27 protein-coding genes are annotated in these 24,305 nt (G+C 40.0%); 11 read left to right on the forward strand and 16 right to left on the reverse strand.

What is annotated here, in order from left to right:
* The first annotated feature begins 30 nt into the window (after positions 1-30).
* Complete coding sequence (gene epmB, locus MTF66_RS15740; RefSeq protein ID WP_138621313.1) at positions 31-1,044, forward strand: EF-P beta-lysylation protein EpmB; 1,014 nt, start codon at positions 31-33, stop codon at positions 1,042-1,044.
* Here the strand turns inward: epmB and MTF66_RS15745 are convergent.
* On the reverse strand, positions 1,041-1,250 hold the full coding sequence (locus MTF66_RS15745) for a hypothetical protein (RefSeq protein ID WP_013463951.1): 210 nt from the start codon (positions 1,248-1,250) through the stop codon (positions 1,041-1,043). The two genes, epmB and MTF66_RS15745, sit on opposite strands and share 4 nt — an antisense overlap.
* A 116-nt stretch (positions 1,251-1,366) precedes the next feature.
* On the opposite strand from MTF66_RS15745, the gene MTF66_RS15750 reads away from it, so the two are divergent.
* Positions 1,367-1,657: a hypothetical protein gene (locus MTF66_RS15750; protein ID WP_010390514.1), complete on the forward strand. Its 291-nt coding sequence runs from the start codon at positions 1,367-1,369 to the stop codon at positions 1,655-1,657.
* A 53-nt stretch (positions 1,658-1,710) separates the two neighbouring features.
* Here the strand turns inward: MTF66_RS15750 and MTF66_RS15755 are convergent, their stop codons facing one another.
* On the reverse strand, positions 1,711-2,199 hold the full coding sequence (locus tag MTF66_RS15755; protein ID WP_010390512.1) for a DUF3016 domain-containing protein: 489 nt from the start codon (positions 2,197-2,199) through the stop codon (positions 1,711-1,713).
* A gap of 251 nt (positions 2,200-2,450) precedes the next feature.
* On the opposite strand from MTF66_RS15755, the gene galE reads away from it, so the two are divergent.
* A complete protein-coding gene (gene galE, locus MTF66_RS15760) occupies positions 2,451-3,467 on the forward strand; it encodes a UDP-glucose 4-epimerase GalE (protein ID WP_054202507.1) in 1,017 nt (338 codons plus the stop codon).
* Positions 3,468-3,539: 72 nt separating this feature from the next.
* On the opposite strand, the gene zapE is transcribed toward galE, so the two are convergent.
* Positions 3,540-4,649, reverse strand: coding sequence for a cell division protein ZapE (gene zapE / locus MTF66_RS15765; protein WP_248527634.1), 1,110 nt, complete (start codon positions 4,647-4,649; stop codon positions 3,540-3,542).
* 58 nt (positions 4,650-4,707) lie between these two features.
* On the opposite strand from zapE, the gene rsuA reads away from it, so the two are divergent.
* Positions 4,708-5,406, forward strand: coding sequence for a 16S rRNA pseudouridine(516) synthase RsuA (rsuA, locus tag MTF66_RS15770; protein WP_248527635.1), 699 nt, complete (start codon positions 4,708-4,710; stop codon positions 5,404-5,406).
* A 109-nt stretch (positions 5,407-5,515) separates the two neighbouring features.
* On the opposite strand, the gene MTF66_RS15775 is transcribed toward rsuA, so the two are convergent.
* Entirely contained in the window at positions 5,516-6,289 is a 774-nt protein-coding gene (locus MTF66_RS15775; RefSeq protein WP_010390508.1) for a YggN family protein, read from the reverse strand.
* 140 nt (positions 6,290-6,429) lie between these two features.
* Positions 6,430-8,859 carry a zinc-dependent metalloprotease gene (locus MTF66_RS15780; RefSeq protein WP_138621319.1) on the reverse strand — a complete coding sequence of 810 codons (2,430 nt, stop codon included), beginning with the start codon at positions 8,857-8,859 and terminating at the stop codon, positions 6,430-6,432.
* A 154-nt stretch (positions 8,860-9,013) separates the two neighbouring features.
* Between MTF66_RS15780 and MTF66_RS15785 the strand changes: the two genes are divergently transcribed.
* Positions 9,014-9,982, forward strand: a complete 969-nt coding sequence (locus tag MTF66_RS15785; protein ID WP_008115459.1) for a class 1 fructose-bisphosphatase — start codon at positions 9,014-9,016, stop codon at positions 9,980-9,982.
* A 113-nt stretch (positions 9,983-10,095) separates the two neighbouring features.
* On the opposite strand, the gene MTF66_RS15790 is transcribed toward MTF66_RS15785, so the two are convergent.
* Entirely contained in the window at positions 10,096-10,422 is a 327-nt protein-coding gene (locus MTF66_RS15790; protein WP_010390505.1) for a hypothetical protein, read from the reverse strand.
* 43 nt (positions 10,423-10,465) lie between these two features.
* On the opposite strand from MTF66_RS15790, the gene MTF66_RS15795 reads away from it, so the two are divergent.
* A complete protein-coding gene (locus MTF66_RS15795) occupies positions 10,466-10,816 on the forward strand; it encodes a DUF5522 domain-containing protein (protein WP_138621321.1) in 351 nt (116 codons plus the stop codon).
* A gap of 1 nt (position 10,817) precedes the next feature.
* Here MTF66_RS15795 and MTF66_RS15800 read toward each other — a convergent pair whose 3' ends face one another.
* A complete protein-coding gene (locus MTF66_RS15800; protein WP_010390502.1) occupies positions 10,818-11,648 on the reverse strand; it encodes a sulfurtransferase in 831 nt (276 codons plus the stop codon).
* Positions 11,649-11,779: 131 nt separating this feature from the next.
* Between MTF66_RS15800 and MTF66_RS15805 the strand changes: the two genes are divergently transcribed.
* Complete coding sequence (locus tag MTF66_RS15805; RefSeq protein ID WP_010390501.1) at positions 11,780-12,523, forward strand: glycosyltransferase family 25 protein; 744 nt, start codon at positions 11,780-11,782, stop codon at positions 12,521-12,523.
* 41 nt (positions 12,524-12,564) lie between these two features.
* On the opposite strand, the gene MTF66_RS15810 is transcribed toward MTF66_RS15805, so the two are convergent.
* The 5 genes from MTF66_RS15810 to MTF66_RS15830 form a co-directional block, all read right to left on the reverse strand.
* On the reverse strand, positions 12,565-12,984 hold the full coding sequence (locus tag MTF66_RS15810; protein ID WP_010390499.1) for a group 1 truncated hemoglobin: 420 nt from the start codon (positions 12,982-12,984) through the stop codon (positions 12,565-12,567).
* Positions 12,984-13,790: a DUF3034 family protein gene (locus MTF66_RS15815; protein WP_282454125.1), complete on the reverse strand. Its 807-nt coding sequence runs from the start codon at positions 13,788-13,790 to the stop codon at positions 12,984-12,986. Before MTF66_RS15815 ends, MTF66_RS15810 begins: the two co-directional genes overlap by 1 nt.
* 13 nt (positions 13,791-13,803) lie before the next feature.
* Positions 13,804-16,119: an EAL domain-containing protein gene (locus tag MTF66_RS15820; protein ID WP_138621323.1), complete on the reverse strand. Its 2,316-nt coding sequence runs from the start codon at positions 16,117-16,119 to the stop codon at positions 13,804-13,806.
* Positions 16,109-16,774 (reverse strand): methylamine utilization protein, encoded by a 666-nt coding sequence (locus tag MTF66_RS15825; protein ID WP_055012244.1) that lies wholly within the window; start codon positions 16,772-16,774, stop codon positions 16,109-16,111. The genes MTF66_RS15820 and MTF66_RS15825 overlap by 11 nt, the downstream gene beginning before the upstream one ends.
* A gap of 137 nt (positions 16,775-16,911) precedes the next feature.
* Positions 16,912-18,015 carry a phosphoribosylaminoimidazolesuccinocarboxamide synthase gene (locus MTF66_RS15830; protein ID WP_109875435.1) on the reverse strand — a complete coding sequence of 368 codons (1,104 nt, stop codon included), beginning with the start codon at positions 18,013-18,015 and terminating at the stop codon, positions 16,912-16,914.
* A 217-nt stretch (positions 18,016-18,232) separates the two neighbouring features.
* Between MTF66_RS15830 and MTF66_RS15835 the strand changes: the two genes are divergently transcribed.
* The 4 genes from MTF66_RS15835 to MTF66_RS15850 are packed head-to-tail and all read left to right on the forward strand — an operon-like array spanning position 18,233 to position 21,719.
* A complete protein-coding gene (locus MTF66_RS15835) occupies positions 18,233-19,267 on the forward strand; it encodes a CDP-glycerol glycerophosphotransferase family protein (protein ID WP_138621375.1) in 1,035 nt (344 codons plus the stop codon).
* Between the two features lie 6 nt (positions 19,268-19,273).
* Positions 19,274-19,960, forward strand: a complete 687-nt coding sequence (locus MTF66_RS15840; protein WP_010390490.1) for an ABC transporter ATP-binding protein — start codon at positions 19,274-19,276, stop codon at positions 19,958-19,960.
* Complete coding sequence (locus tag MTF66_RS15845) at positions 19,957-21,204, forward strand: ABC transporter permease (RefSeq protein WP_248527636.1); 1,248 nt, start codon at positions 19,957-19,959, stop codon at positions 21,202-21,204. Before MTF66_RS15840 ends, MTF66_RS15845 begins: the two co-directional genes overlap by 4 nt.
* Positions 21,205-21,218: 14 nt before the next feature.
* Positions 21,219-21,719, forward strand: a complete 501-nt coding sequence (locus MTF66_RS15850; RefSeq protein WP_008468279.1) for a DUF3299 domain-containing protein — start codon at positions 21,219-21,221, stop codon at positions 21,717-21,719.
* Between the two features lie 46 nt (positions 21,720-21,765).
* On the opposite strand, the gene MTF66_RS15855 is transcribed toward MTF66_RS15850, so the two are convergent.
* From MTF66_RS15855 to MTF66_RS15870, 4 genes are all read right to left on the reverse strand, one after another.
* Entirely contained in the window at positions 21,766-21,954 is a 189-nt protein-coding gene (locus MTF66_RS15855; protein WP_041709654.1) for a hypothetical protein, read from the reverse strand.
* Between the two features lie 90 nt (positions 21,955-22,044).
* On the reverse strand, positions 22,045-22,614 hold the full coding sequence (locus MTF66_RS15860) for a DUF2799 domain-containing protein (RefSeq protein ID WP_248527637.1): 570 nt from the start codon (positions 22,612-22,614) through the stop codon (positions 22,045-22,047).
* Positions 22,615-22,811: 197 nt separating this feature from the next.
* Entirely contained in the window at positions 22,812-23,714 is a 903-nt protein-coding gene (locus MTF66_RS15865) for a polysaccharide deacetylase family protein (RefSeq protein ID WP_308200047.1), read from the reverse strand.
* A gap of 48 nt (positions 23,715-23,762) precedes the next feature.
* Complete coding sequence (locus MTF66_RS15870) at positions 23,763-24,302, reverse strand: YbhB/YbcL family Raf kinase inhibitor-like protein (RefSeq protein ID WP_010390480.1); 540 nt, start codon at positions 24,300-24,302, stop codon at positions 23,763-23,765.
* Between the last annotated feature and the right edge of the window lie 3 nt (positions 24,303-24,305).

Genomic DNA, 24,305 nt, shown 5'->3' on the forward strand with positions numbered 1-24,305 from the left:
ATTTATATTTTTCGAGTAATCTACGTGCCAATGATACAAAGAAATGAAGCAAATTTGCATAAAAACTGGCAAAAAGAATTAGCAAATGTAGTTACCTGCCCAAAAGTGTTGTTAGAAATGGTTGGTTTATCGAGCCAAGTCCATGAAAACGACATAAAAGCTCGTAGCTTGTTTCCTGTTCGTGTGCCATTGCCTTTTATAAAAAAAATTCGTCATGGCGATGCAAATGATCCTTTATTGCTGCAAGTTATGCCTCGCCATCAAGAATTTTTAACTAAGTCGGGGTTTAATAAAGATCCGCTACTTGAGCAAGATAACAATCAACCAGGTCTGTTACATAAATATAAATCACGTGTTTTAGTCATGTTTAAAACTGGTTGTGCGGTAAATTGCCGCTACTGCTTTAGACGCCATTTTCCTTATCAAGAAAACCAGTTAAATAAACGCAGCCTTATTGATGCATTGAGCTATATACAAGCTGATAAAAATATTAACGAAGTGATTTTAAGTGGTGGCGATCCACTAATGGCCAAAGACGATGCTATTAGTTGGTTTTTAGATGAGCTTGAGCAAATGCCACAAATAAAACGAATGCGCATACACAGCCGCTTACCCGTTGTGATCCCTGCACGCATTACTGAACAATTATGTGAAAGATTAGCAAAGTCACCACTAAAAATTATATTCGTGAATCATATTAACCATGCTAACGAAATAGACAATGACTTTAAAAACGCCATGAACATGCTAAAACAAGCCAATGTACTGTTATTAAATCAGGCGGTTATTTTAAAAGACGTGAACGATACAGTTGATGCGCAAATAAACTTAAGTGAAGCGTTGTTTGATGCAAATGTATTGCCTTATTACTTACACTTACTAGATAAAGTAGAAGGCGCAAGTCATTTTGATATAGATGAGGCACAAGCCATAAAAATAATGGCAGAGCTTTTAGAGGCCCTGCCAGGATTTTTAGTGCCTAAACTAGTAAGAGAAATAGGAGGCCAAAAAAGTAAAACCCCTATTGACCTCAAATTGGTTTAAACATAAACGTTTACATTATTCCCAAGTGTTGCAGTAACCGACTTAGCCGGTGTTTGTGCACTTGAGGTTTGTGTAGCACCTTCAATAAGCGCAAGTGCAGCGGCGCCATCAGCTTGCTGTTGCTTTTTAGATAAAGCAGCAGTTAAAACCTCTGCGCCTTGGCCTGCACCAGGGATTGTAGGTAGATTTCCACCTGATATATTCATAACTCACACCTGACATTTAAATGTAATACACGTATTATAGTCGTTGAATTGGTAAATTACTTTACCAACCCACTTAAGTATTTATCGGCAACATTGCACTAAGCTTTAGGAAAACCATGGATTCTATAATTGAACAACTCAACGCCAACTTAAAAATTGTTTACCGTCAGGCGCTTGATGCTGATAAAAAACTCGATGAGTTACAACAGCAAGGCCACGGAAAATTTAAAGCCTTATTTGCCGAAGACGCTGGATTTAGCTTTGAAGCTAAACGCTTTAAGCCGTACGTTTTAGACGTTGCCGCTGATGTAGAAAGCTTATCAAGCGACGGTTTAGACGAAGAAAAGCTAAAACAAGCAGTTATTAAACTACAAAACTTATTAACCTTGTTAGCGACCTTTAAGTAAGCACTCTGGGCTTACTGCGCAAAACATCTGTTGCACAGATGTTTTGCGCTATGTTACTTAATTCGCGGTAAAATTTGTTCACCAAACCACTCTGTTAATAAGCGTTTTTCGTAGTAAAATGCTTCATCTCGACCCATTTTAATTTTATCCATAAAACCCATATCTTTTAAGCTTACGTTATCTTCTTGTGCGACAACGCCACTTTCATCACTAAGCACATAATTAAATTCAATGCGTGGAAAGTGAATAGGTTTAACCACTCGGATTTCGTTAACACCGCCATAGCGTACGTCTCCGGCTAAATCTAAATCGGTTACTTCAATTTTTAAACTGTAGTTTTTAGGAAGTTGCTCGCTGAGCTTTGCAAAGTGTTCATCAATACTTTTGGCTATTTGCTTATGGTATGAGCCTTTAGTTTGGTTTGATGGGCGTACATCGCGATAATCATTAAAGTCATGCCATTTCACTTGAGCCTCACCCGCGCAAACAACACTCGGTAGTGCAATACACATCAACATTGCTATTTTTTTAACTAAGTTCATACGTTTCTCCAACGAGTATTTTGATCATTGTGATCAATTGAATATTTTACAAATCGCTATACATCACTTTAGCAATTACATATGAACTATAACTTAATCTTTACGCTGAGGTGTTATTAAAATTGCACAAAATGTAATCGAAAGTACAGTTTACGATCATACTATTACAAAGCAAATAAAATAATACATGTAAAAACTCATTATTTATGGTGAAATTAGGGTAATTGAACAGAGGTTTCCAAGGAGCATTCATGGCAATTTTAGTAACCGGTGGCGCAGGCTATATTGGCTCACACACCGTTTTAGAACTTTTACAGCAAGGCAGCGACGTTATCGTTATCGATAACTTAAGTAACTCCTCTGAAGAGTCACTTGAGAGAGTGAAAAAAATAACCGGTAAAGCAATTACTTTTTATCAAGGTGATATTTTAGATAAATCCTTTTTAGACTCAGTATTTGCAAAACATAACATTGATAGTGTAATTCATTTTGCAGGTTTAAAAGCAGTTGGTGAGTCGGTAGCCAAACCAATCGCGTATTATCAAAATAACGTACAAGGCACATTAACACTAGTTGATGCTATGCGTGACGCGGGTGTGTTTAAACTGGTATTTAGCTCATCTGCAACAGTTTATGGTGACCCTGCAAGCTTACCAATACGCGAAGACTTCCCCGTTGGCGGTACAACCAACCCATATGGTACGTCTAAACTAATGGTTGAAATGATGCTGCAAGATATAGCTAAATCAGATGAGCGCTTTGCGTTTGCTATTTTGCGCTACTTTAATCCTGTTGGTGCACATGAGTCAGGTTTAATTGGTGAAGATCCTAATGGCATTCCTAATAATTTACTGCCTTTCATTTCACAAGTTGCGGTTGGTAAATTAAAGCAGCTCGCTATATTTGGCGATGATTACGACACGGTAGATGGTACTGGCGTTCGCGATTACATTCACGTTGTAGATTTAGCCTTAGGGCATTTAAAAGCGCTTGATAAAATAGCCGCAGAAACCGGCGCACTTATTTATAACCTTGGTACCGGTAACGGCTATTCAGTATTACAAATGGTCAATGCGTTTATTAAGGCTAGCGACCAAGCTATCCCTTATGCGGTGTCACCTCGTCGCCCTGGTGATATTGCAGCCTGTTATGCTGCGCCAGAAAAAGCGCTTAGTGAACTAGGCTGGCAAGCCGAGCGTGGTATTGATGTCATGATGCAAGATACTTGGCGCTGGCAGTCAAATAATCCAAATGGATATAAGTCATAAAGGCTTCTTTAAGTTATCAGCTTAAAATTAAAACACCGCATTTAAATTAAATTCGGTGTTTTAATGTTGTACTTACCAATTTTGCATTTCTACAATCCGTGACTGGGTTCGCGCATATTCAAAACTTAACTTTTTACCTTGGTATAACTCGTTTATGTCGGCCTGGGCATTAATTACCAGTAATTTGTGGCAATCGTAAAACTCATCGACTAAGGCAATAAAACGCCGAGCTTCATCATCGAAAGTATGCTCATCTAACTGCTGCTTTTCGCGCTGATAGCTGTCTTCTATACCATGTACAATAACTTTACCAGTTGCCTCTTTTCCCATTACTGGCACATTCGCGATGTATACTACCGAAAACTGTTCTGCTAAAAACATATAGTCATTGGCGCTACGAGGGCCTGAGCACAATGCCATAAAATCAATCAGTAAAGCATCCTCAGTTCTTAATAAATAAGACAGAGCTCGGCCATGCACAGTCATTGTATTATCACGCATTGCTTGAGGGTGTGCGGATAAAAACCCAGCCTCAAATTCAACACCGGGCAAGTTAATAAAATAATGACGACTACTTCTGCCGTACCTGAAGCGGTGATCTTCCTCCCCCGCTACGTTAATTACACGACAATGCGCATTTATTAAATCGATAGTTGGTAAAAATCGCGCGCGTTGCAAGCCGTTGTAATAAAGTTGCTCGGGTTTTGCGTTAGAGGTTGCTACTAGCACCACGCCTTGTTCAAATAAAGCGTTAAATAACCGAGCCATGATCATGGCATCACCAATATCACTAACAAAAAACTCATCAAAGCACAGTACCTTTATCTCTTTGGCCCACTGTTTAGCAATTATTTGCAGCGGATTTTTATCTCCTTGTAACTTGGCTAGTTGAGCATGAACTTTTTCGATAAAATGATGGAAATGCAGGCGCTGCTTTTTCTCTGTAGGTAAGTTTTCATAAAATAAATCCATCAACATAGATTTACCCCGACCAACCGGGCCATATAAATATATTCCCTTTGTTGAAGGTGCTTTTTTCCACCAGCTTGCAGGCTGATTTAATTGCTCACTTAAAGACTGTAACGCACTCACAGCTTGGTGCTGCGCCGCATCGAACTCAAGCTCTCCTGATGAAACTTTGTTATGGTACAGGCTTAAAATTTCTGTGCTGGGCTCTGTCATGGTATTTCACTATCCGCTATACTCGCGGCCATTGTAGCCGACTAAAAATGTGAACAACATGAAATTTCCTTGCCGTTTAGATAAATTTATTAGCCATTTAGCAGAGTTACCACGCTCAAAAGCCCGCGCAGCAATAAAAAGCCAAGCGGCTAGCATTAATGGCGAGGTGATCACGGCATTTGACTTTCAAGTTACTCAACAAGATGATGTGTTATTTTATGATCAGCCATTAGTTTTTTTAGGTAAACGCTACTTTATGCTCAATAAGCCGGTAGGTTATGTGTGCGCTAATTCAGATGAGTTACACAAAACCGTATTTGATTTGCTTGATGAGCCAAACATGGCCGACTTTCACATTGCCGGGCGTTTAGATATAGACACCACTGGCCTAGTGCTTATTACCAATGATGGCGAGTGGTCACACAAAATTACCTCGCCGAAAAAGAATAAGTTTAAAACCTACCTAGTCGAAACCCAAGAACCGATTACCGAAGATGCACTTAAACAACTACGCGATGGTGTGCAGTTACACAATGAAAAAGATTTAACTCGCCCTGCTATTGCTGAACGCTTGGGCAGTTACGGTTTACGTTTGTCGATTTCTGAGGGGAAGTATCACCAAGTAAAACGCATGCTAGCAGCGGTAGATAACAAAGTGGTTGAATTACATCGTGAACAAATTGCGGATATAAAGTTAGGTGAAGACTTGGCTGCAGGTGAATACCGCCCATTAACTGCCGCAGAGATAAAACTGTAAGGTTGTTTAGGTGTTAGGAAATGGTTTCGGGCCACGAGGTTCGGGCTGTTCACCTGCCGCTCTAGGCTCGATGCTCGTTGCCTTCTATAATCTTGCCTAATCTCTGTTCTTACGATTTAATCTGCACTAAATCAAAGTCTGTCATCCCAGGTACAATCGCTTGCAGCCGAGACTCAGTAATATCTAGAGAGTTTAAACATTCACAATATTCAGAGGCTTTAAGTTCTAATTGATGGGCTTTTTTCTGTAACGACTTATCGATTTCTTTGGTGATGATATCCATGCGTTGCCCCATGTCGTTCATGCGGTCTTCTATATTGCCTTCTCGAGATTTAAATGCATCCCCAAGCGACATTAAAATTGCACCCAAAGAGCCATGTACAGCGGAGTGTATTTTTTGACTAATTTCTTTAGTAAAAAAATCATCTATTTGGGAAAGCGATTGAGGAGCTATAAAAAAGAAATCGTCGCCACGTTTAAACTTATCCATAAGTGCGCGCTCTACATATTGTAATTGCGTTTTTAGCACTTCGGGTTCTTTATCTGACATGCCCTCAACAACATGCTCAATAGCACTGAGTCCTAGGTTAACGCCATCGGTCGCTAAATCGACCAACTCAGGAACTGTTTGACGAATACCATTGCTAAATTGTTCTAGCACTTTGCTTTCGTCGGTGCTTAAGTCGACCCAGTAGCCTCGAATAAACAATTGATTATTATTGTTAATTTGCACCCTAGTTTGGCCTTTATCAACAATACGGATCACATCATCGGTAATAATTAAACCATGACGAAGTTCAACATCACATTGTTTTTGTGCGATTGCATTGGAGCTTAAAAGTGCCATTGATAACGCCAATATCGAACGAGATAAAAACGCCATAAACACCTCAAAAAAGACTAAAATAGGGGGTGGCTAGATTAACAAAAAACCAACTTTATGCAAGCAAAAGTAACACCCTAAAAACAAGGCACCATGAAACGTAACGTTTACACAGCGCCTTTATCCTCTGGCTTGTACTATTAAATAGGTGAGCCTGGTGGTATTGGCAGGGCTTTAAAATTGTCAGGCCACTGCCCTGTTGTTAAAAACTGATTAATTTGCGATGCTAAATAGTTTTTAAATGCGCTGTCACCCACTTCAGGATGGCCTAGCAAAGAGTGCTGATTAAACTCATCAGCAAGCTTGCTTAAATAGAAATGTAGTTGCGCTTGCACTTCAGGGCTTAAACCGTCGTTAGCGACAAGATCAGCCATGGTTTTTGCCGTTAGGTACTGTACTCGTTGTGTTACTTTTCCTGTCATGGTGGCAGGTGCTGATACATTAAACACTTGCTTATTTAACTGTTTAAGTAGCTCATCTAGGCTATAAAAGCGGTTATCACGTGCTTGCTGCTGTGCTAATCGATTTAATCGTTGAGCATTAAGTAATAGCGATAGACTATGCTGCGCTGCCACTTCAGGCAATGCAAGTGCATCCATAGTTAAGCCGGTACGACCCACTATACTTTCTCGTGATTTAGACTCGCCATACGCCTTTGGTACAATCAAAGACAGTATCGACTCTGGCAGCGTTAAATTAGTTGCTTTTAGGGTGGCTAAAATAGCATTAACAGCTTGTTGCTGAGCCTCTTTAGTTACAACTTGGGCGCCTTTAACGGGTGCGTCACTACGAATTTCATAGTCATAATCAACGCCCGCAATAAGCTTTGCAACCGCTTCAACTTGATAACGGTGGAACAAGTAAAGTGGCACTAGCTTTTCTTCTAACTGCGACAGTGCAACCCCAGTTTTTATATTGTTAATACCAAACTGCCCGAGCGCTTGCTTTCGCACATCAAGCACTCTAAGTAATTCTTCACTTGGATTACTGCCATTATCCCAAAGATGCGCTGTAGGGTGCGCCCCACCTTTGGCACGGGCATCACTGTCAGAAATAAACGCCAAACCTTGTGCTTTATTTTGCAGTAAAATAGCAGCGAGTGCTTCGCTTTCATCTTGGCCGGTAAAGTCACTGTAGCCATATTTGATCACTTGCGTATCCCATGCGCCCATACCTTTAGCATAACCATCAGATACGTCTAACTGACCATTATCTGCAAAGCTCAATAACGGATGCGGATAATCCATCACCGAAGCTCGATTATTTACTGACGCAGCAAAGTTGTGCGCAATACCCAGTGTATGACCAATTTCATGAGCACTGAGCTGACGAATACGATCAAGTGCCATTGCATGTAAAGTACCAGCCACTTCATTGCCTTTTAAATAAGGCGCAGCGAGTGATTCAGCAATAAGGATATCTTGACGCACTCGCAGCGACCCTAGTGTCACATGGCCTTTAATAATTTCACCTGTACGTGGGTCTATAATTGAACTGCCATAAGACCAACCTCGGGTTGCACGATGCACCCATTGAATAACGTTGTAGCGCACATCCATAGGGTCTGCATTACTTGGTAGCACTTTAACTTTAAAGGCATTTTTATAGCCTGCAGCATTAAAAGCGTCATTCCACCATTGCCCGCCATCTAATAAAGCCGTTTTTACTGGTTCAGGTACCCCTGGATCTAAGTAATAAACAATAGGCTCTATCGGCTCACTAACTGCTAGGTTTGGATCTTTTTTTGCTAAACGATGACGCGGAATGTAACGCACGTACATAGACTCATCGAGCCCTGCTGCATAATTTTTATGCTCCACACTCCAATAACCCGATTGCGGGCTAAATTTTCGTGGCGTGTAATTATCATCAGGCAATTGAATAAGTGAATGGTGCATGTGCACACTCAAAGCGTAAGGATCAGCACTCACTTGGCGAACGTATTTACCTGGTTTAGACCCTTTAAAGGTGAGAATGGCTTCAAGTTCAGTATTTTTCAAAAATGCTTTTGAGCGATTCATAAATACCGCACTGCGTGACTCATCAAGGCTAAACTGCCCTTGCTTGCGCGCAGCTAAAGTACGGCTTACGCCATGTACGTCACTCAGTAAATAAGGGGTGTAATCTATTAATGCAGCATTGTCATCTTGAGCGACAACTTTAAAACCCGCCAAAATGCTGGATGCAAATGCTTCTTTAACGCTTTGCTGCTCTGCTATATTACTCGTGTTTGCACGGTAGTAAGTATTTACGGCACGTAACATCACCTTGTTGCCAAAGCGCTCAAACTGTACCAAATAGGTACCGCCTAATTGGCCTCTATCTAAACCTATGTCGTTAGAGCCAACGCCATAAGGCAAGCTATGCTGTAGTAAAAATTGTTGCTCAAGTTTATCAACTTTTAAATACACATTGCCGTTTTGGGTATCGTAAAAGAAAGAAAAATAACCAGGGAAATGGTTCATTTTTTCAGTAAATTCGTCAATAGACTTAATTGCTGCGTGCGCTTGAGTTATCATACAGAGCAGCACAGTAAAGAGTATGTAACTTAATCGTGATATTTTTTGCATAATCTTATCTTTGTTATTAGCGTTTTAAATGCGATGTAGGTACCCCATTATAGGGGGTTATTTATACAATACAGTTATTTAAGACGAATTTCAGCGCTCTAAACTAATCTCTCTCACATTATGATTAGTTTTAACACGTTATCAGGAAAAAAGAATGCGTAGACTCCCACCAGTATTACTAGAAGATGGCTGTTCAAGAGAACTTTTGTCGTTAATTCGTACTATTTTAGCGGCATGTAAAGAAATTTCATTTCGCGTCGGTCAAGGTGAATTATCGGGCGTATTAGGCTCAACCCTCGATGAAAATATTCAAGGCGAAACACAAAAGAAACTCGATGTACTGTCTAATCAGTTATTAAAAGATATATTGCTGGAGTCAGGCACAGTTAAAGCGATTGCCTCTGAAGAAGAAGATTATACTGTTGCCGGTAACCCAGATGCCGAGTACATTGTTGCATTTGATCCACTTGATGGCTCGTCAAATACCGATATTAACTCACTTGTAGGTACTATTTTTTCTATTATGAAAGCACCTGTGGGCTCAGATGCTGCTGATGAAAAGATTTTTATGCAACCTGGGCATCAACAAGTGGCTGCAGGTTACGTACTGTATGGCCCATCAACTATGCTTGCGCTAACAACGGGTAAAGGTACACGCATGTTTACCTTAGATAAAACCCAAGGTAGCTTTTTACTTACTCAAGATTTTGCCGCTATTCCTGCTAAAACTAATGAATTTGCAATTAACGCCTCTAACCAGCGCCACTGGGAACCAGCGATGCAAAACTACATTAATGACTTACTTGCCGGAGATACAGGCCCTCGCGCTCAAAACTTCAATATGCGTTGGATTGCTGCAATGGTTGGCGATGTTCATCGTGTACTTAGCCGTGGTGGTTTATTTACTTACCCAACTGACACTAAAGATCCTAATAAACCTAATAAACTACGTTTACTATATGAAGCAAATCCAATGGCAATGCTAGTAGAGCAAGCAGGTGGTATTGCTTCAACAGGCACTGAGCGTATTATGGATATTCAGCCTGATGCTATCCATCAGCGAGTTGCGGTTATTTTAGGCTCTAAAGACGAAGTAGAAACTTGCTTGAGCTATCATAAGTAAACTTTAAGAATAGGTTTTAGGTTTCAGTTGTCAGCTAGAGATTAGCCCAGTAGTGGTTACTAACATCTGAAAACTGTTGCTTAAAACCTTTCATACTTTCTGATAACCACCTGCTACTGTTGTAGCAGCTTTAACAACTGTGCGAGCTTTTGATGAGTCAACTCGCCCATTTGCTCGCTATTACTTAGCGCGTAAATAACGCCTTCATGCTCAGCGCAATTTATGTCATCTCGCGACTCAATAACATTTGCCCACAGCTGTAAATCGTCAATATCAATTTCTTTATTGAAACAACGCATAAGTACATTAATTAGTACAGGCTTTGTGAGTGTGTACAGGTAGGTTTTATTGCTTGCTGCGGTTGAAACAATCACACTAATGGCACTATCTCTTTGCTCGCCAAATGTAATAAATTCAGCCAATGCTTTTTGTATATTCATAATGTTTGTTATTCTTGCTGCTCTACTGTTAATAAGACCTAAAATGACCCAGATAAACTGCAGCCAATGTAATACAACGCTTAACTGTAATGTTAATGATATAACCGCATGTTGGTGTTATCAGTTACCTACTATTTTACCACTCGATGATACAGCAACCAGCTGCTTATGCCGCTTATGTACTCTTGCTAAAATAAATAACTATTTAGAGACTATATACACTCAACCAATAAAAGCTCAAATCGCTTTTGCTAAACAATTTAGAAGCCATGATAATTTAATTGAAGGGTTAGATTACACCATGCAGAATAATTATATGGTGTTTAGTAAGTGGTATTTTTTAAAACGTGGTACTTGCTGCAAAAACGGGTGTAAAAATTGTCCCTATAATTAAATTAGCCACCCACTGCAATAGGCAGTGAGCTATCAGCGCCCCACTCACTCCACGAGCCGTCGTAAACACTTAAATTATTATATCCGCATTCATCAGCGAACAGTGCAAGCGCACAGGCAGTAACCCCCGAACCGCAGCTAAACTGTATCTGGGTTGCATTACCGACTAATTCACTAAACTGTGTTTGTATAAAGTCGAGTGATTTTGCCTCGCCATTTTCTAATAAACTACTTAAAGGTAGCGAGTAGCTATTAATAATGTGGCCGCTGCGCATACCCGCTCTTGGCTCTTTATTTTTACCGGTAAAGCGCCCATAAGCACGCGCATCTAAAATAACTGTATTGGCATCCTTAGTAGCACTTAGCACCTGTTTTTTATCAATAAAGTAATCAGGTTGGTAATGAGCAATAAAGTCGCCTTTTAGTGATGCTTGCGTATAGTTTGACTCAACCGCAAGCCCCAGCTCAAGCCACTTGGCTAAACCACCACCGAGGACTTTTACGTTATTAAACCCCATGGCTTTAAACATCCACCAGGCTCTAGCTGCACTGAATAACCCCGCATCCTCATAAATCACCACCAATGAGTCGTGATTAACGCCTGCTTTTTGCATCACCTGAGTAAATTGCTCTGCACTACACAAGGTATTGGGTAATGGGTTTGAAGTATCTGCGAGTTCTTTTTTGATATCAAACCGTTGTGCCTTGGGTAGCATAGCAACGGGCGAGTACTCCCCTGCAGCAGAGGGGCGTAGCATACCTGCATCAAAAATAACTAAGTTAGTTTGCTCTAAACGCGCATGTAACCATTTTGCACTGACTATGTTTTTCATCGTCTTGCCAAATTTAAGGAAATGAAATAGCTATATATTATTACAGCCTGTTTATAAACAGAATTTAGACTGGTTACAAATTATAATAATGCTAAAATAGCTGCTTTGAGGTTTCTAAATAAAATAAAATTATGCCAATCCCTTTTTACATTATCAATATGCAAGGCTGCGAAGACCGTTGGGAAACAACCCTAAAGCGACTTACCAGTCTACACTTAAATGCTGAACGTTTTGAAGCGACCATTGGCAAAAACCTTAGTGAACAAGAAATCCTCAAGTGGTATTGCCCGAAAAAAAATAAAAAAAGTTACAATCGCAACCTATCTGCAGGTGAAATTGGTTGCTATGTAAGCCATATGCGCCTTTGGCAAAAAATGGTCGATGAAAATATCGCTTATTGTGTTGTATTAGAGGATGACCTTTTCATTGAAGCTTCACTTAAAAATGTTGTTGATGCGGCGCTTAAATTAAAAAATTGGGATTTAATCAAGTTATCTGATAATCGAAACTTTCCATTTATTGACAGTACGCTATTAGAAAATAACCTAACAGTTGGCAACTATAAAAAAGCACCAAACGGCACTCAAGGCTACATCATTTCACTAAGCGGCGCTAAAAAACTACTGCAAAGAAAACCGTTTTTTAGACCGGTGGATGTCGATATGCAGTTTCACACTGAAGTAGGCCTAAATATGATAGGCATAAAACCCTATCCTGTTGCCGAAGATCGAAGCTTTATTAGTGAAATAACAAGCGCTAATGCAGGTTCTCATTCCAACCGCAGTACATTTATCAGAAATTTAATTCATAGATCGAGTATTCATAGGCAAAGACGATATAAAACTGCGGATCTTGCCAAAATTACAAGTGAGTAATACCCAGCATATTTTTACATGTATGCATTTGATTATAAAAATTAAATCTTAATAATTTCGCCACGCAATGGCGCCATTTTAGCTAAAATTTCATTTTGCACTGTATGTGGGATATTTTGCTCGTCCATTGCATTTATTAATAAATCGACAACGTGATTGAAGTCTTTTTCATTTATATTCATACCTGTATGAATCGCAACCATCGAGTCGCCTTTGTATTCACAAGGACCCTCAACCAGCGAACATAAATGACTAATAAACCCTTGTCGAAAATGGCTAATATTACTGTGTTCAAAGTAATGAAATACCTGCTTGTCATTACCTATTTGGGCAATAAAACTGTCAGTTAACTTTTCAAGCCCAGCTCGCTCGCCAAGTTGGTGATACAAAGAGGTATTAGGCTGAGCAGCACATCCTGCAAGCAAGCTTAAACAATAAAAAATAAATACTCTAATTTTCATTACCAATACCCCGTTACGGATAAATACCAGCCGGTTTGTTTGTCAACACCAGCAATCCGCCCTAAGTCTAAATAGGCCGCCGTTACACTGACGTGTTTATTAGGCATCCACGCTATAAATAAATCGCGCCAATCTTGTTCGCCTAAACCTAGGTTATTGGCTTTTTGTCGATACTCAATGCCAATAGCAAGTTCACGACTTACAAACACCGCACTACTTGCTTCTAGTAAAATATGGCTACCTTCATTAGCCCCTCCATATCCTAAAAGCCCTAACTGATTGGCTTTACTGTAACGGGTGGTCACATTCCAAAACCAGTTGTATCCAGCAAGTGCGCCCAAATGTAATTTACTAGCTGCTAGGTACACATCTGTACCACTGGTCTTTTTTGCGCCAACCAACTTTGCAACTGTGCCATCATCCAGTGATTTATGCTGTACACCCATGCTTAGCTGGGGCCACTTACTGTATACTATATCACCATATAAACGAATTTTTGCCCCAGAAATTGACTGCTCTATTTCTGTATTGAGCGCAGGCACATCAAACTGTTGCACTGCATAACTCAGTTCAACACGATTAAATAGGTTAAGCTGCACACCACAGGCATCTAGGCGGTAATCTGTTACATCAGCACGACTACAAAAGCCATTAACAGCCCATTCGTCCTCACTAGCATAACCTGCTAGCTGCGCCCAAGGAACTAACCCTCCTCCTGCACTGCCTTCAACTTGAGACACGCCCGGTGTTGCTAATAGTTTTCCCGTTGCAGCTACAGTTAGCGTACTGCAAAATAAGAGTGTCATGCTCAGTAAAAATTTAATGTACACCCTGATATTCCTCTAACCATTGTTCTAGTTGTTGTGCTTTTAAAGGACGACTCAAGTAGTAACCTTGTGCATGATCGCATTGCATTTCATGAAGCAATGATAAAGACGCTGCCGTTTCTACGCCCTCGGCCACCACTGAAAACCCAAGTTGGTGTCCAAGTGTGATTGACGAGCGCACTATGTATTGATCTTTTTGTGACTCATGCAAAGTTAAAATAAAGCATTTATCTAGCTTAAGCTCATCAATAGGTAACATTTTTAATCGCCCCAATGATGTTTGCCCGACACCGTAATCGTCTAGTGATATTTTAACACCGATAGTTTTTAAGTTCTCTAACGCTTTGATACCTTGAGCTTCATTTTCAATCATATCGCGCTCCGTCAACTCAATAGTGACAGAACTTGGGCTTACATGATATTTCTTTAAGGTCGCGACCAACAAATTATGAAATCCCGCATGCGCAATATCTTGGGCTGACACATTAATGGCGGCCTGTAAGTGAATCCCTTTTTTATACCAATCGGCTATTTGCGCAATAACTGTATCGACAACCCAAGCAGTTAGTTCCACAATTAATCCTGACTGCTCAGCTAAATCAATGAACACTTCAGGCGAAACCCAGCTCCCATCATCACGTTGCCAACGAATAAGTGACTCAACCTTATCAATTTTCTGACTTTTAATATTCAACTTAGGCTGATAAGTCATAAACAGTTGCCCGTTATCATCATCAATCGCTTGTTTGAGCTCATCAAGCATGATTAAAAGGTCTAAGTGCGCCTCATCTTCACCATCTTGGTAGTAATGTAAGCTTTGTTGGCTTGTTGTAGCCGCATCAACAGCAATGAGTACACGCCGCATTAAATCGTCCGCTTTAACGCCTTGTCCAGGGTACTGCACAATCCCAGCGTTAAAACGCAAACTTATTTTTAAGCTTTTAATCTGATAAGGTGCCTGTAATTGCTCAATCAAATCGGCTACAGCACATTTTACTTGGTCAGCCTCCACACTGGGGTAAACCGTTAAAAACTCATCGCCGCCAATTCGTGCATGAAATCCACCAAGCTCATCAGAGAATTGACGAATACGGTTTGCCACCGCAATTAAACACTCATCTCCTACTTGCGGACCAAGCTTGTCGTTTATGTGTCTTAAGCCTTTTATATCAATAGCAACAAGCGTGTAGCATCTATCTTTAGTGAGCTGCTTTGCCAATAAATCTAACATAGCTGAACGGTTATAAAACCCTGTTAAGGTATCGTGATGTGCTTGAAAACTAATTTGCTGCTCACGCTTATTAATATCATTACCCATGTTATTAAAGGCGCTGACTAGCGTTGCTATTTCGCTGCTTTGTTTTTTACCTTCAAATTTAAATCGGTAGTCACCTTTGGCAAATTGCCTTGCGATAACCGCTAACTGTGTAAGTCCGCTGGTTAAGTTATTGGCAAGCAAACTACTGGTGATCACACCAAATAACATGGTTAACACGGCCAATGTAACTAGCGTTAGCAATAGTTGCTCAATATCTCGATAACTTGAGGTTAAATCAGCACTTAGTAGTAAGGTGACCGGGTGTGATTGCAAAGATGGTAAAGCTATTTGTTGATTTTCATAGGCCAAATATTCAGCAAAAAAACGAGCTGTAGTTTTATTTTCAAAGTATTCTATAGGTTGAAATTTTTCAGGTTGAGGTGCAAACGAGCTTGCTGCAAAACTATCTAATTGCGCAACAAAGCTAACCTCCATACCGGTTAAGCTTTTCAGCTCAGTAGTCACAGCCGATGTGATTTTGAACCCGACTAAACTGTAAGCGATGGTTCTGGGGGTTTTAACTGGCAATAATATTACTTGATAGAGCTGATTATTTAACACTACAAAGCTCGATTGTTCAGAATTATTTAATAATTCATCCATCAAGGGCTGTAGGTTATCTGCAAAATTTTGTGCATTCACATTAGCAGACACTAACCGCCCCGATAAATCGAGCAACAGCATTAAATCGGCATTGATCCGTTGGCTATGATTGTATAATACACTACTAATGGTGGCTGCATCGCGAGTAGCAACTGCCTGCTTAAAACCAAAATCAGCGGTTAACACCTTTGCAGCAGTTAATAGCAAGCTCTCTTTTGATTTTAAATATTGCTTATAAACGCTTTGCGCAACCGTTATATTTTGCTGTACTTTTTCTGCCTGAAACTTACTCGTAGACCACCAAAAACTCACTAAGCTGAGTAAAGTTGTAAGTAACACCAAGCCAACGCATAGCGTTGTTATACGGCTACGTAAATTATTGCCCATTACCTTCCCTAAATTGACTGCCAAAGGTGTTACGTGGTGCAGGCGTAGACGTATTTATAGTGATTGATACCGGGCTGGTTGATTTTATATCAAACATTTTTTTATTATCCAAAGTCGCTGTTTGCAGTGAGTGCCAGACACTGGCTTGCACAGGAAAAGAGTCAACTTGTAGATTTATTTGGCCTTGCTCGTTGCTGGTATACACATGATTACTATTAGCGACATAAATATAGCCCACCATAGAATCGTGGATATTGCAGCCTAGAACAACAACACCTTGATTATCAAACTTAATGGGATCTTCTGGCTGACCAGAATAGAGCTTTAATTGAAAGGGCTTTGCTTTTGAAAAAGAATATACATGGTGGCGAATATTATCGCTATTTGGAAAGTTAACGTACTGACCTTGGTGTACAATAAGTAGCTGTGGTGAAAACTGTTTATCAACTTGATCCATTACCGCCGTGGGTAAACTGCCCGTAGTTTTTGAGGAAGGTAAATGATTTATTTCTACGACAGCATTAGGCAATACTTGGTCATGCTGATCTTTAATAACCAAATTAATGGTATTGCCAAAGGCCGACACACTAAACAATGCACCCAGTACTAATAAATAACGACGTTTTGCAATAACTTGCATTGCTCGCTCTAACATAATCACACCTAAATATTCACTATAGGTTAAGTTAATTAGAGACGAGCACTAATTGCAAGAATTATAGCTCAGTTAGTTAAAATAAATACTTTTTTACTAGTAAAAATGAGCATTGCTATGCCTGTCTACTTACTTCGCTAATTAACGATTAACCCGTAGTCAGTATCTAAAATTGCAATCACTTCTTGGCGCGGATCATTGGGTATAACGATCTCTTTACCGATAATTTTGCTAGCGATACCCACATAAGTGTCAGACACTTCAAGCATTACTGACTCAGGTAAAATATAATCTTTTGCTAGCTGCTCACGCTCAGCCATACGGTCTTTATTTAATAACACATCACTCTCTGGTACGTTATTAATTAACAGCTGACGGAAGCCTTCCTTTGAGTTTTCAACAATTTTGCCATTCTTATAAGATGCTTCATCCCAAATACGCGATGAATCTGGTGTCCCTACTTCATCAATATAAATAAGTTGCTGCACACCATTTAAATCTTCTACATAACCAAATTCAAATTTAGTATCGACGAAAATTTGCCCTAGCTTAGCTAACTCACCACTGATTAACTCGAATCCTTCTACCAATAATTTTTCGTATTTGGCGACATCGTCAGCCGATTTAAAATTGAAAACATCTAAGTTGTTCGTAATATTTTCACGAGTGATGTTTACATCATCTACGGCAGGAATATCAGCAACCCCTTCTATAATACCTTTAGTAGAAGGAGTTATAAGTACTTGCTCAAGCTTTTGATTCGCTTTTAAGCCTTCTGGAAGTTGCAAACCACAAAAGTGTCTTTCGCCTTTGGCGTAGTCGCGCCACATACTGCCGGTAATATATTGACGAGCAATCGCTTCAACTTTAACTGTACTGGCTTTACGAACAATCCATACGTATGGATGAGGAATATCAACAATATGATTACCCGCCAAACCGGCTTCATTAAACATGTTAAACCAATGAGCAGCCACTGAGTTTAATGCAATCCCTTTACCAGGAACGCCATTTAGGCCATTTTCACCTTGCCATATGCAATCAAAAGCAGAAATTCTGTCTGAAATAACCATAATGGCTAATTCAGTATCGGCAGGAACGTTATAGCCTTTTTCATTTATTAAGCGTTTGCTATCTGCATCAGTTAACCAATAAACTGAACGCACTTTGCCACTGTGTACTTTACCTTTAGTACGAATGGGTAAGTCATCGTTTACGTCTAAAACTTTATAGCTAGTCATGCTATCTCCGGGGTTTGGCATGCTCAAAGAGCAAAGTATGGAATTGGGGTTAGGCGCTCTATAATAATCTAGGCAACCACAAAGCTCAATCTTAGGCTAAAAACAAATCATCTCAGAATATTTATCTAGCTGACGCATTGGGGTAAACTTGCATGATTACTTGCCCTAAGGAGCTAGCTTGAACTATTTAACTGCCACTAAGAATAAGAAATATCTAATGTATATTTCCCAAAATTATTCCTATGCTATTTTAAGGCCATTGCAAGCAGAAATATTAGCTCAAGGAGGGGAAGTTAAATGGTTCTTAGAGGGTGATAATGTTAACCCTGACTTTTTGAAAAGTGATGAAAAAACACTAAATTCTATTCATGAGATAAACCAATGGGCGCCTGACGCAACCTTTGCACCAGCGAACTCTATCCCTACATTTTTCCCTGGAAAGAAAGTAGCTGTTTTTCACGGCTTTGATGCAGGAAAACTAAATAAAAAAGGCCAAAACGATCACTTTAAAGTTCGGGGATGTTTTGATTTATATTGTACACAAGGCCCAAATACGACGGCTCCGTTTACGGCGTTACAAAAAAAACTGGGCTATTTTAAGGTAGTAGAAACAGGTTGGCCTCCCCTAGATCAATTCTTTAACGGTAACTCAAAGCCTAGCCATATTGATGAAACAGACTCTCGCCCAACGGTATTGATCTGCTCTACATTTTCAAAACGCTTATCTCTTGCACCTAAACTTTATGATCAAATAAAACACTTTAGTGAAAGCGGTAAATGGCGACTATTAGTTCAGTTTCATCCGAAAATGCCGCAAGAGTGGGTTAATAAATATCAAGCGTTAAGTAATGATAATCTAACCTTTGTTGAAACAGACAATGTTATTCCTTTATTACAATCTGCTGATGTAATGCTGTGCGATACTTCATCCATACTACTGATGTTTTTAGTACAACGAAAACCGGTTGTAACGTTTTGTAATAAAGCACCTGAAAAACACTTACTTGATATTACAGATAAAAATAACGTTGAAGCCGCAATAGACTATGCACTAACTTACCCAAAAGAACTGGTGGATAATATTGAAGCTTTTTGCCAAGAATTACACCCATACACAGATGGCAAGTCAAGCCAACGAGTACTTTGCGCAACCAATGAACTGTTGCATAGTGATGAAAAGCTCAAAGCTAAACCACTTAATCTTATTAGACAATTTAAAATGCGCAAAAGACTTAACTATTGGAGTTGGTAAGACGTTATGATCAACCTTGAGAATGTATCTTTTAAATGGCATAAAAAAGCAGCCAGCCCCACTCTCACTATTGAGCAACTCGCCATTGATGAAGGTGAACATGTTTTTTTACATGGGCCAAGCGGCAGTGGTAAATCTACCTTACTGGCACTACTGGCAGGCATTAATGTAACGACTAGCGGCCAACTTTGTGTTTTGAACCAAAATCTAAGTGCGCTTACCAATGCACAGCGCGATGCATTTAGAGCAGATCATATTGGCTATATTTTCCAAAACTTTAATTTACTACCTTATTTAACCCCATTAGAAAATGTATGTTTAGGGTGCCAATTTTCGAAAAAGCGTCAGCAACACGTGCTCAACCAAATTGAGAGTTTAACCAAAGAAGCTGCCCGACTTCTCAACGCACTAGGGTTAGAGCCGCACTTTCATAATCAAAATGTTGCCACTTTAAGTATTGGGCAACAACAGCGAGTTGCCGCAGCACGCGCATTTATAGGCAGTCCTGAACTTATCATTGCCGATGAGCCTACTTCAGCACTTGATACGCAAAATCGTGAAAGCTTTATTAAGTTGTTATTTGAACAAGCAAAAAAAAGTAACAGTACGCTTGTTTTTGTCAGTCACGATGAAACATTAAAGCCACTCTTTAGCCGCACAATCGACTTAGTAAATTTACAAGGTGATGTATGATTTTATTTAAACTTGCCTATAAAAGTTTGCTAAATAGACGTGCCAGTGTATTACTGACATTGCTCACCATTGCGATTAGCGTCATGTTATTACTCAGTATTGAGCGCGTTCGCGTAGATGCTAAAAGTAGTTTTAGTAATACCATTTCGGGTACCGATTTAATTGTTGGCGCACGTACTGGCGATATTCAATTACTACTCTCCTCGGTGTTTAGAATTGGCCACACCAATAATGGTGTGAGTTGGCAAAGCTACCAATACATTACAAAACAACGCGGGGTTAAGTGGAGCATTCCTATCAGCCTTGGAGATAGCCATAAGGGCCAAGCAGTTTTAGGCACCACTCTTGATTATTTTAAGCACTATCGATTTGCTAAAAAACAGCCCTTAGCATTTACACAAGGACAGGCTTTTTCTAGCATCAATGAAGTTGTTATAGGGAGTGAGGTTGCAAGTAAACTGGCCTATAAAATTGGTGATGAAATCGTTATTTCTCATGGTATGGGCAATACTAGCTTTCATCATCATGACGATAACCCCTTCAAAGTTGTTGGTATTTTAAAGCCTACTGGCACCCCTGTTGATAAAACATTGCATGTGCCGCTGGCGGCAATTGAATTGATTCATGGTGGCGGCCATCATGAACATGACGATCATCATGACCACTCGAGTCACGCACTAGTTGGCCATCCAAAACAAATTACCGCCTTTTTAATGGGCTTCGATTCACCGCTTTATACGCTACAAATTAGGCGTAACATAAACCAATTTAAGCCAGAGCCTTTATTAGCGATTATGCCTACAGTCACACTAAAAGAGCTTTGGGAAATGCTGGCAATAATAGAAAAGATCCTATTGCTATTTTCATTTGTGGTGGTCATTATTAGCTTGCTCGGCATGTTAACCACACTGCTGGCTAACCTTAATCAACGCCGCAGAGAACTGGCAATATTGCGTTCTGTGGGCGCCCGCCCTTGGCAATTATTTTCACTTATCAGTATAGAATCACTGCTCACTACCTTTTTAGGTTGCTTAGTAGGCTGCACTCTATTTTATGCGCTTATGGGCACAACCGCGGGTTACTTACAAAGCCAAGCAGGAGTGAGCATTAATATCAGTATGCTCTCTGACTATGAACTCACTTTGATTGGCGTTATTATGGCTGCGGGATTCATTATTGGCTTGATCCCTGCTACACGCGCTTACTTTTATTCTCTTAGTGATGGTATGAGTATAAAAATATAAACTTTAGGATGATCATGACGTTATTTAAAGTAACTACACACTCTTTAATGCTATTAAGTGCAGTGCTAATTAGCTTTGCTAGCATTGCAAATCCCCCGAAGGAAATTTTTTGGGAAGACTTGATCCCACAAGGGCATGTGCAAATAGATACCCAAGCACAAGCTAATCACGAAGGCAGTGAGCAAAACTGGGTGCAACCTGATTTGGACGCGCCGGTTGTTAAAGCACTTGATGGGCAGTCTGTTAGCTTACCTGGGTTTGTTGTGCCACTTGAAGGTGACAGCGAACTTATTACCGAGTTTTTATTAGTCCCTTACTTTGGTGCCTGTATTCATGTGCCACCCCCACCGCCAAACCAGCTGGTTCATGTAACTATTAAAGGCGGTGTGCCTATCGATAGCTTATATGATGCGATTGTTGTAACGGGCGTTATTAAAACGCAAACTTGGTCTGGCGAAATAGCCCAAGTGGGTTATCAAATGCAAGCTGTCGGTGTTGCTCCCTTTGAGCTTTAATTCTTAAAATAAAACCCACTTTTAAAGTGGGTTTTATTTTGTTCTATCAACCACCCGTCCTTATATCTCGCTCAAGTTCAGACTGAGTTTTCACTGGATGACAAGTCGACTTCACCGTACTCTTATTGCTTTCATCTTCGTCAGAGCTAAAAATTGTGTAGCTATAGTCTGTTTCAACTTCACCACCTAAGCACTCATGCTCCGCAAATACTTCATTTCCATAACCGTCTGGCATTTCTTTTGACGCACACCCACTGAGGATCAGAAATGTTATTAAAATTGATATTACTTTCATATTAATCACCGTAAAAGGATATGTTATAAATTATAGTTCATACTCAAAATGCCATGAAGGAAACTTGTTGAGTAATGGTAAAAGTGCTTTTTCTTTTCTTAAATCACGACGCTCTCTCTCTAACTGTTCTCTTTCTCGGCGTAACTCTTTACTTTGGCTACTTGACGGTTTATCACTCGCTAATTCATTACTAATATATTGCAACCGCCAATTAATATTATTAAGTCGATCATCTATCTCAGCTTTCCTTGCTTCAAACTGATAACGCTCATTACCCTCTTGCCATGCTTTTCTAAACTGTGTGTCATTACAAACCCCGTTATACGCATCCCCTCGTAAGCCCAGGGTAAAGCCATTTTCAGGCTCACAAAAGGCTGCGAGCCCCTGCTTGTAACCAACCTTATAATCATCTAGTTTTGCAGTGATACCAAACTCACTACAAGCGGATATAATTTCTCTGCCATGTTCAAATGTATACCCTAGCTCGCCATGACTAAAGCCTAGGTTTGTCCAATTGGCCTGTATACATTCATCCTGAGACAAAGAAGAGCATCCTGATAGAAATAGTACAAATAAAATGAACATACATCGGCTAAACATGCTATTTCCTAAAGTGTTATAGACTATTCAAGTACCTATTTTAAGAGATATTCGTTTAAAGTGAATAGTAAAAATGTAACAAGCTATTCTAATTCCGTTGAAGTTTAAAATTTACGACAACAACTTAACTCCTTCACCTCTAAAAATCACACGAGGCATACTTATGGTATTAAAAAGCTGCCTCATAGATGTTTCCTTTATCTAGCCGTCTGAGCCGGATTAGTAGGCACATTATTTTGCTTCATTATCCAACGGGCTATGTTATCTTTTCGCATGAACTTAACACCAGTATGCTGTTTTGCATACTGGATAAAATCATCAAGCGCTTTTACTCGTGCAGGCGTTCCTGCAATACGGTCATGAGCACTAATCGACATCATTCGTCTTCTGTGTTTTCCTTCAGCGTATAACACGTCAAACTCATCTTTTAACTCTTGTAAGTAGGCTTGGGCCGTCATTGCAGTGCTTCCTGAATAGCGCACAATGTCGTTATTACGAAAAGTATAAGGTACAACCACAAAAGGCTTATTATTTACTGGTGTAAAAGAAGGCTCATCACGCGATAGATCATCAATATGATAAATAAACCCTAGCTCTTGCAAAAGCGTAAGTGTATTTTTTGAGTGTCTCATCCAAAATGCATTAAAGCCAACCGGCCGCATGCCTGTCACTTTTTCGATAATATCTGCACTTTTAATATATGAAGCGCGCTCTTGTTCAACACTCATAGAATATTGTGGTGTCCATGTTTGGCCGTGACCTGATGCTTCATGCCCTCGTGAAACCACTTCTTTAGCAAGTGCTGGATTTAATTCCACAGCCCTGCCCACCATATGAGAAGTAACTTTAATATTATGTTTATCCCATAGATCAAGTAATCGTGGGATCCCTTCATTCATCCCATACTGATACCAAGTAGGCGAAATAGTATCGTGATAACCCTGCTCTATTTGAGGAAACGGCCCTGCATCAGAGCTATCTTGTGCTGTTGCTTCAAATTGCATTGAAATAGAAATCACTAATTGTGCATCATCAGGCCAATAACCTGATTTCTCAGGTAGTGGGGCTGCATTTAATAGCTTACTGCTGCACAGTGCCATTAAAAGAATGAGTAAAGGTAAAGCCTTCATTTTTATCTCCTAAGCTAATTAACGTGGTCCTGCCGTTACTGTGATCTCGGCTGTTTGCAAAGAGTGTTGGTGTAAGAAAAACCCTGTAAGTGCACTTGTTGCCCCTTGTGGAACAGCTAATTTTTCTACATCCAATGCATACACTTTATAGGTGTAGCTATGCTTGCGTCCTTCTGGTGGACATGGCCCAAGGTATCCGGGCTTCCCCATATCCGTATTACCTTCAATGGCTCCTTTGGGCAAAGTCGTTGAAGATAGTGAGTTACTAGTAAGAGGAATATCATGTACTACCCAGTGCCAAAAACCACTGCCAGTTGGTGCGTCATTGTCATACACTGTCACGGCAAAGCTTTTGGCTTTCTTAGGCGCATTTTGCCATTTAAGTTGTGGCCTAACATTACTCCCCTGACAACCAAAGCTATTCCAGTATTGCTCACTCTTTATTGCCTGCCCTGGCTGTAAATCAGGGCTCGATAAACTAAATTCAGCCGCAAAACTGGCACTACTAAACAGCCCGCTGATCAGTAAAGTAACTACTGAGTTTGAAAAATTAACCATTTT

This window comes from Pseudoalteromonas sp. 2CM39R (assembly GCF_023161845.1).

What these genes read in the sequence shown, in the direction of transcription:
- MTF66_RS15820 (WP_138621323.1), bottom strand. Translation starts at nt 16,119, where the DNA reads ATGGGCAATAATTTACGTAGCCGTATAACAACGCTATGCGTTGGCTTG.
- MTF66_RS15795 (WP_138621321.1), top strand. Translation starts at nt 10,466, where the DNA reads ATGACCCAGATAAACTGCAGCCAATGTAATACAACGCTTAACTGTAAT.
- MTF66_RS15810 (WP_010390499.1), bottom strand. Translation starts at nt 12,984, where the DNA reads ATGAAAATTAGAGTATTTATTTTTTATTGTTTAAGCTTGCTTGCAGGA.
- MTF66_RS15845 (WP_248527636.1), top strand. Translation starts at nt 19,957, where the DNA reads ATGATTTTATTTAAACTTGCCTATAAAAGTTTGCTAAATAGACGTGCC.
- MTF66_RS15800 (WP_010390502.1), bottom strand. Translation starts at nt 11,648, where the DNA reads ATGAAAAACATAGTCAGTGCAAAATGGTTACATGCGCGTTTAGAGCAA.
- zapE (WP_248527634.1), bottom strand. Translation starts at nt 4,649, where the DNA reads ATGACAGAGCCCAGCACAGAAATTTTAAGCCTGTACCATAACAAAGTT.
- MTF66_RS15865 (WP_308200047.1), bottom strand. Translation starts at nt 23,714, where the DNA reads ATGGCACTGTGCAGCAGTAAGCTATTAAATGCAGCCCCACTACCTGAG.
- MTF66_RS15790 (WP_010390505.1), bottom strand. Translation starts at nt 10,422, where the DNA reads ATGAATATACAAAAAGCATTGGCTGAATTTATTACATTTGGCGAGCAA.
- MTF66_RS15870 (WP_010390480.1), bottom strand. Translation starts at nt 24,302, where the DNA reads ATGGTTAATTTTTCAAACTCAGTAGTTACTTTACTGATCAGCGGGCTG.
- MTF66_RS15755 (WP_010390512.1), bottom strand. Translation starts at nt 2,199, where the DNA reads ATGAACTTAGTTAAAAAAATAGCAATGTTGATGTGTATTGCACTACCG.
- MTF66_RS15815 (WP_282454125.1), bottom strand. Translation starts at nt 13,790, where the DNA reads ATGACACTCTTATTTTGCAGTACGCTAACTGTAGCTGCAACGGGAAAA.
- MTF66_RS15830 (WP_109875435.1), bottom strand. Translation starts at nt 18,015, where the DNA reads ATGACTAGCTATAAAGTTTTAGACGTAAACGATGACTTACCCATTCGT.
- epmB (WP_138621313.1), top strand. Translation starts at nt 31, where the DNA reads ATGATACAAAGAAATGAAGCAAATTTGCATAAAAACTGGCAAAAAGAA.
- MTF66_RS15840 (WP_010390490.1), top strand. Translation starts at nt 19,274, where the DNA reads ATGATCAACCTTGAGAATGTATCTTTTAAATGGCATAAAAAAGCAGCC.
- MTF66_RS15855 (WP_041709654.1), bottom strand. Translation starts at nt 21,954, where the DNA reads ATGCCAGACGGTTATGGAAATGAAGTATTTGCGGAGCATGAGTGCTTA.
- MTF66_RS15860 (WP_248527637.1), bottom strand. Translation starts at nt 22,614, where the DNA reads ATGTTTAGCCGATGTATGTTCATTTTATTTGTACTATTTCTATCAGGA.
- rsuA (WP_248527635.1), top strand. Translation starts at nt 4,708, where the DNA reads ATGAAATTTCCTTGCCGTTTAGATAAATTTATTAGCCATTTAGCAGAG.
- MTF66_RS15785 (WP_008115459.1), top strand. Translation starts at nt 9,014, where the DNA reads ATGCGTAGACTCCCACCAGTATTACTAGAAGATGGCTGTTCAAGAGAA.
- MTF66_RS15835 (WP_138621375.1), top strand. Translation starts at nt 18,233, where the DNA reads ATGTATATTTCCCAAAATTATTCCTATGCTATTTTAAGGCCATTGCAA.
- MTF66_RS15750 (WP_010390514.1), top strand. Translation starts at nt 1,367, where the DNA reads ATGGATTCTATAATTGAACAACTCAACGCCAACTTAAAAATTGTTTAC.
- MTF66_RS15805 (WP_010390501.1), top strand. Translation starts at nt 11,780, where the DNA reads ATGCCAATCCCTTTTTACATTATCAATATGCAAGGCTGCGAAGACCGT.
- MTF66_RS15745 (WP_013463951.1), bottom strand. Translation starts at nt 1,250, where the DNA reads ATGAATATATCAGGTGGAAATCTACCTACAATCCCTGGTGCAGGCCAA.
- MTF66_RS15850 (WP_008468279.1), top strand. Translation starts at nt 21,219, where the DNA reads ATGACGTTATTTAAAGTAACTACACACTCTTTAATGCTATTAAGTGCA.
- MTF66_RS15825 (WP_055012244.1), bottom strand. Translation starts at nt 16,774, where the DNA reads ATGTTAGAGCGAGCAATGCAAGTTATTGCAAAACGTCGTTATTTATTA.
- MTF66_RS15775 (WP_010390508.1), bottom strand. Translation starts at nt 6,289, where the DNA reads ATGGCGTTTTTATCTCGTTCGATATTGGCGTTATCAATGGCACTTTTA.
- MTF66_RS15780 (WP_138621319.1), bottom strand. Translation starts at nt 8,859, where the DNA reads ATGCAAAAAATATCACGATTAAGTTACATACTCTTTACTGTGCTGCTC.
- galE (WP_054202507.1), top strand. Translation starts at nt 2,451, where the DNA reads ATGGCAATTTTAGTAACCGGTGGCGCAGGCTATATTGGCTCACACACC.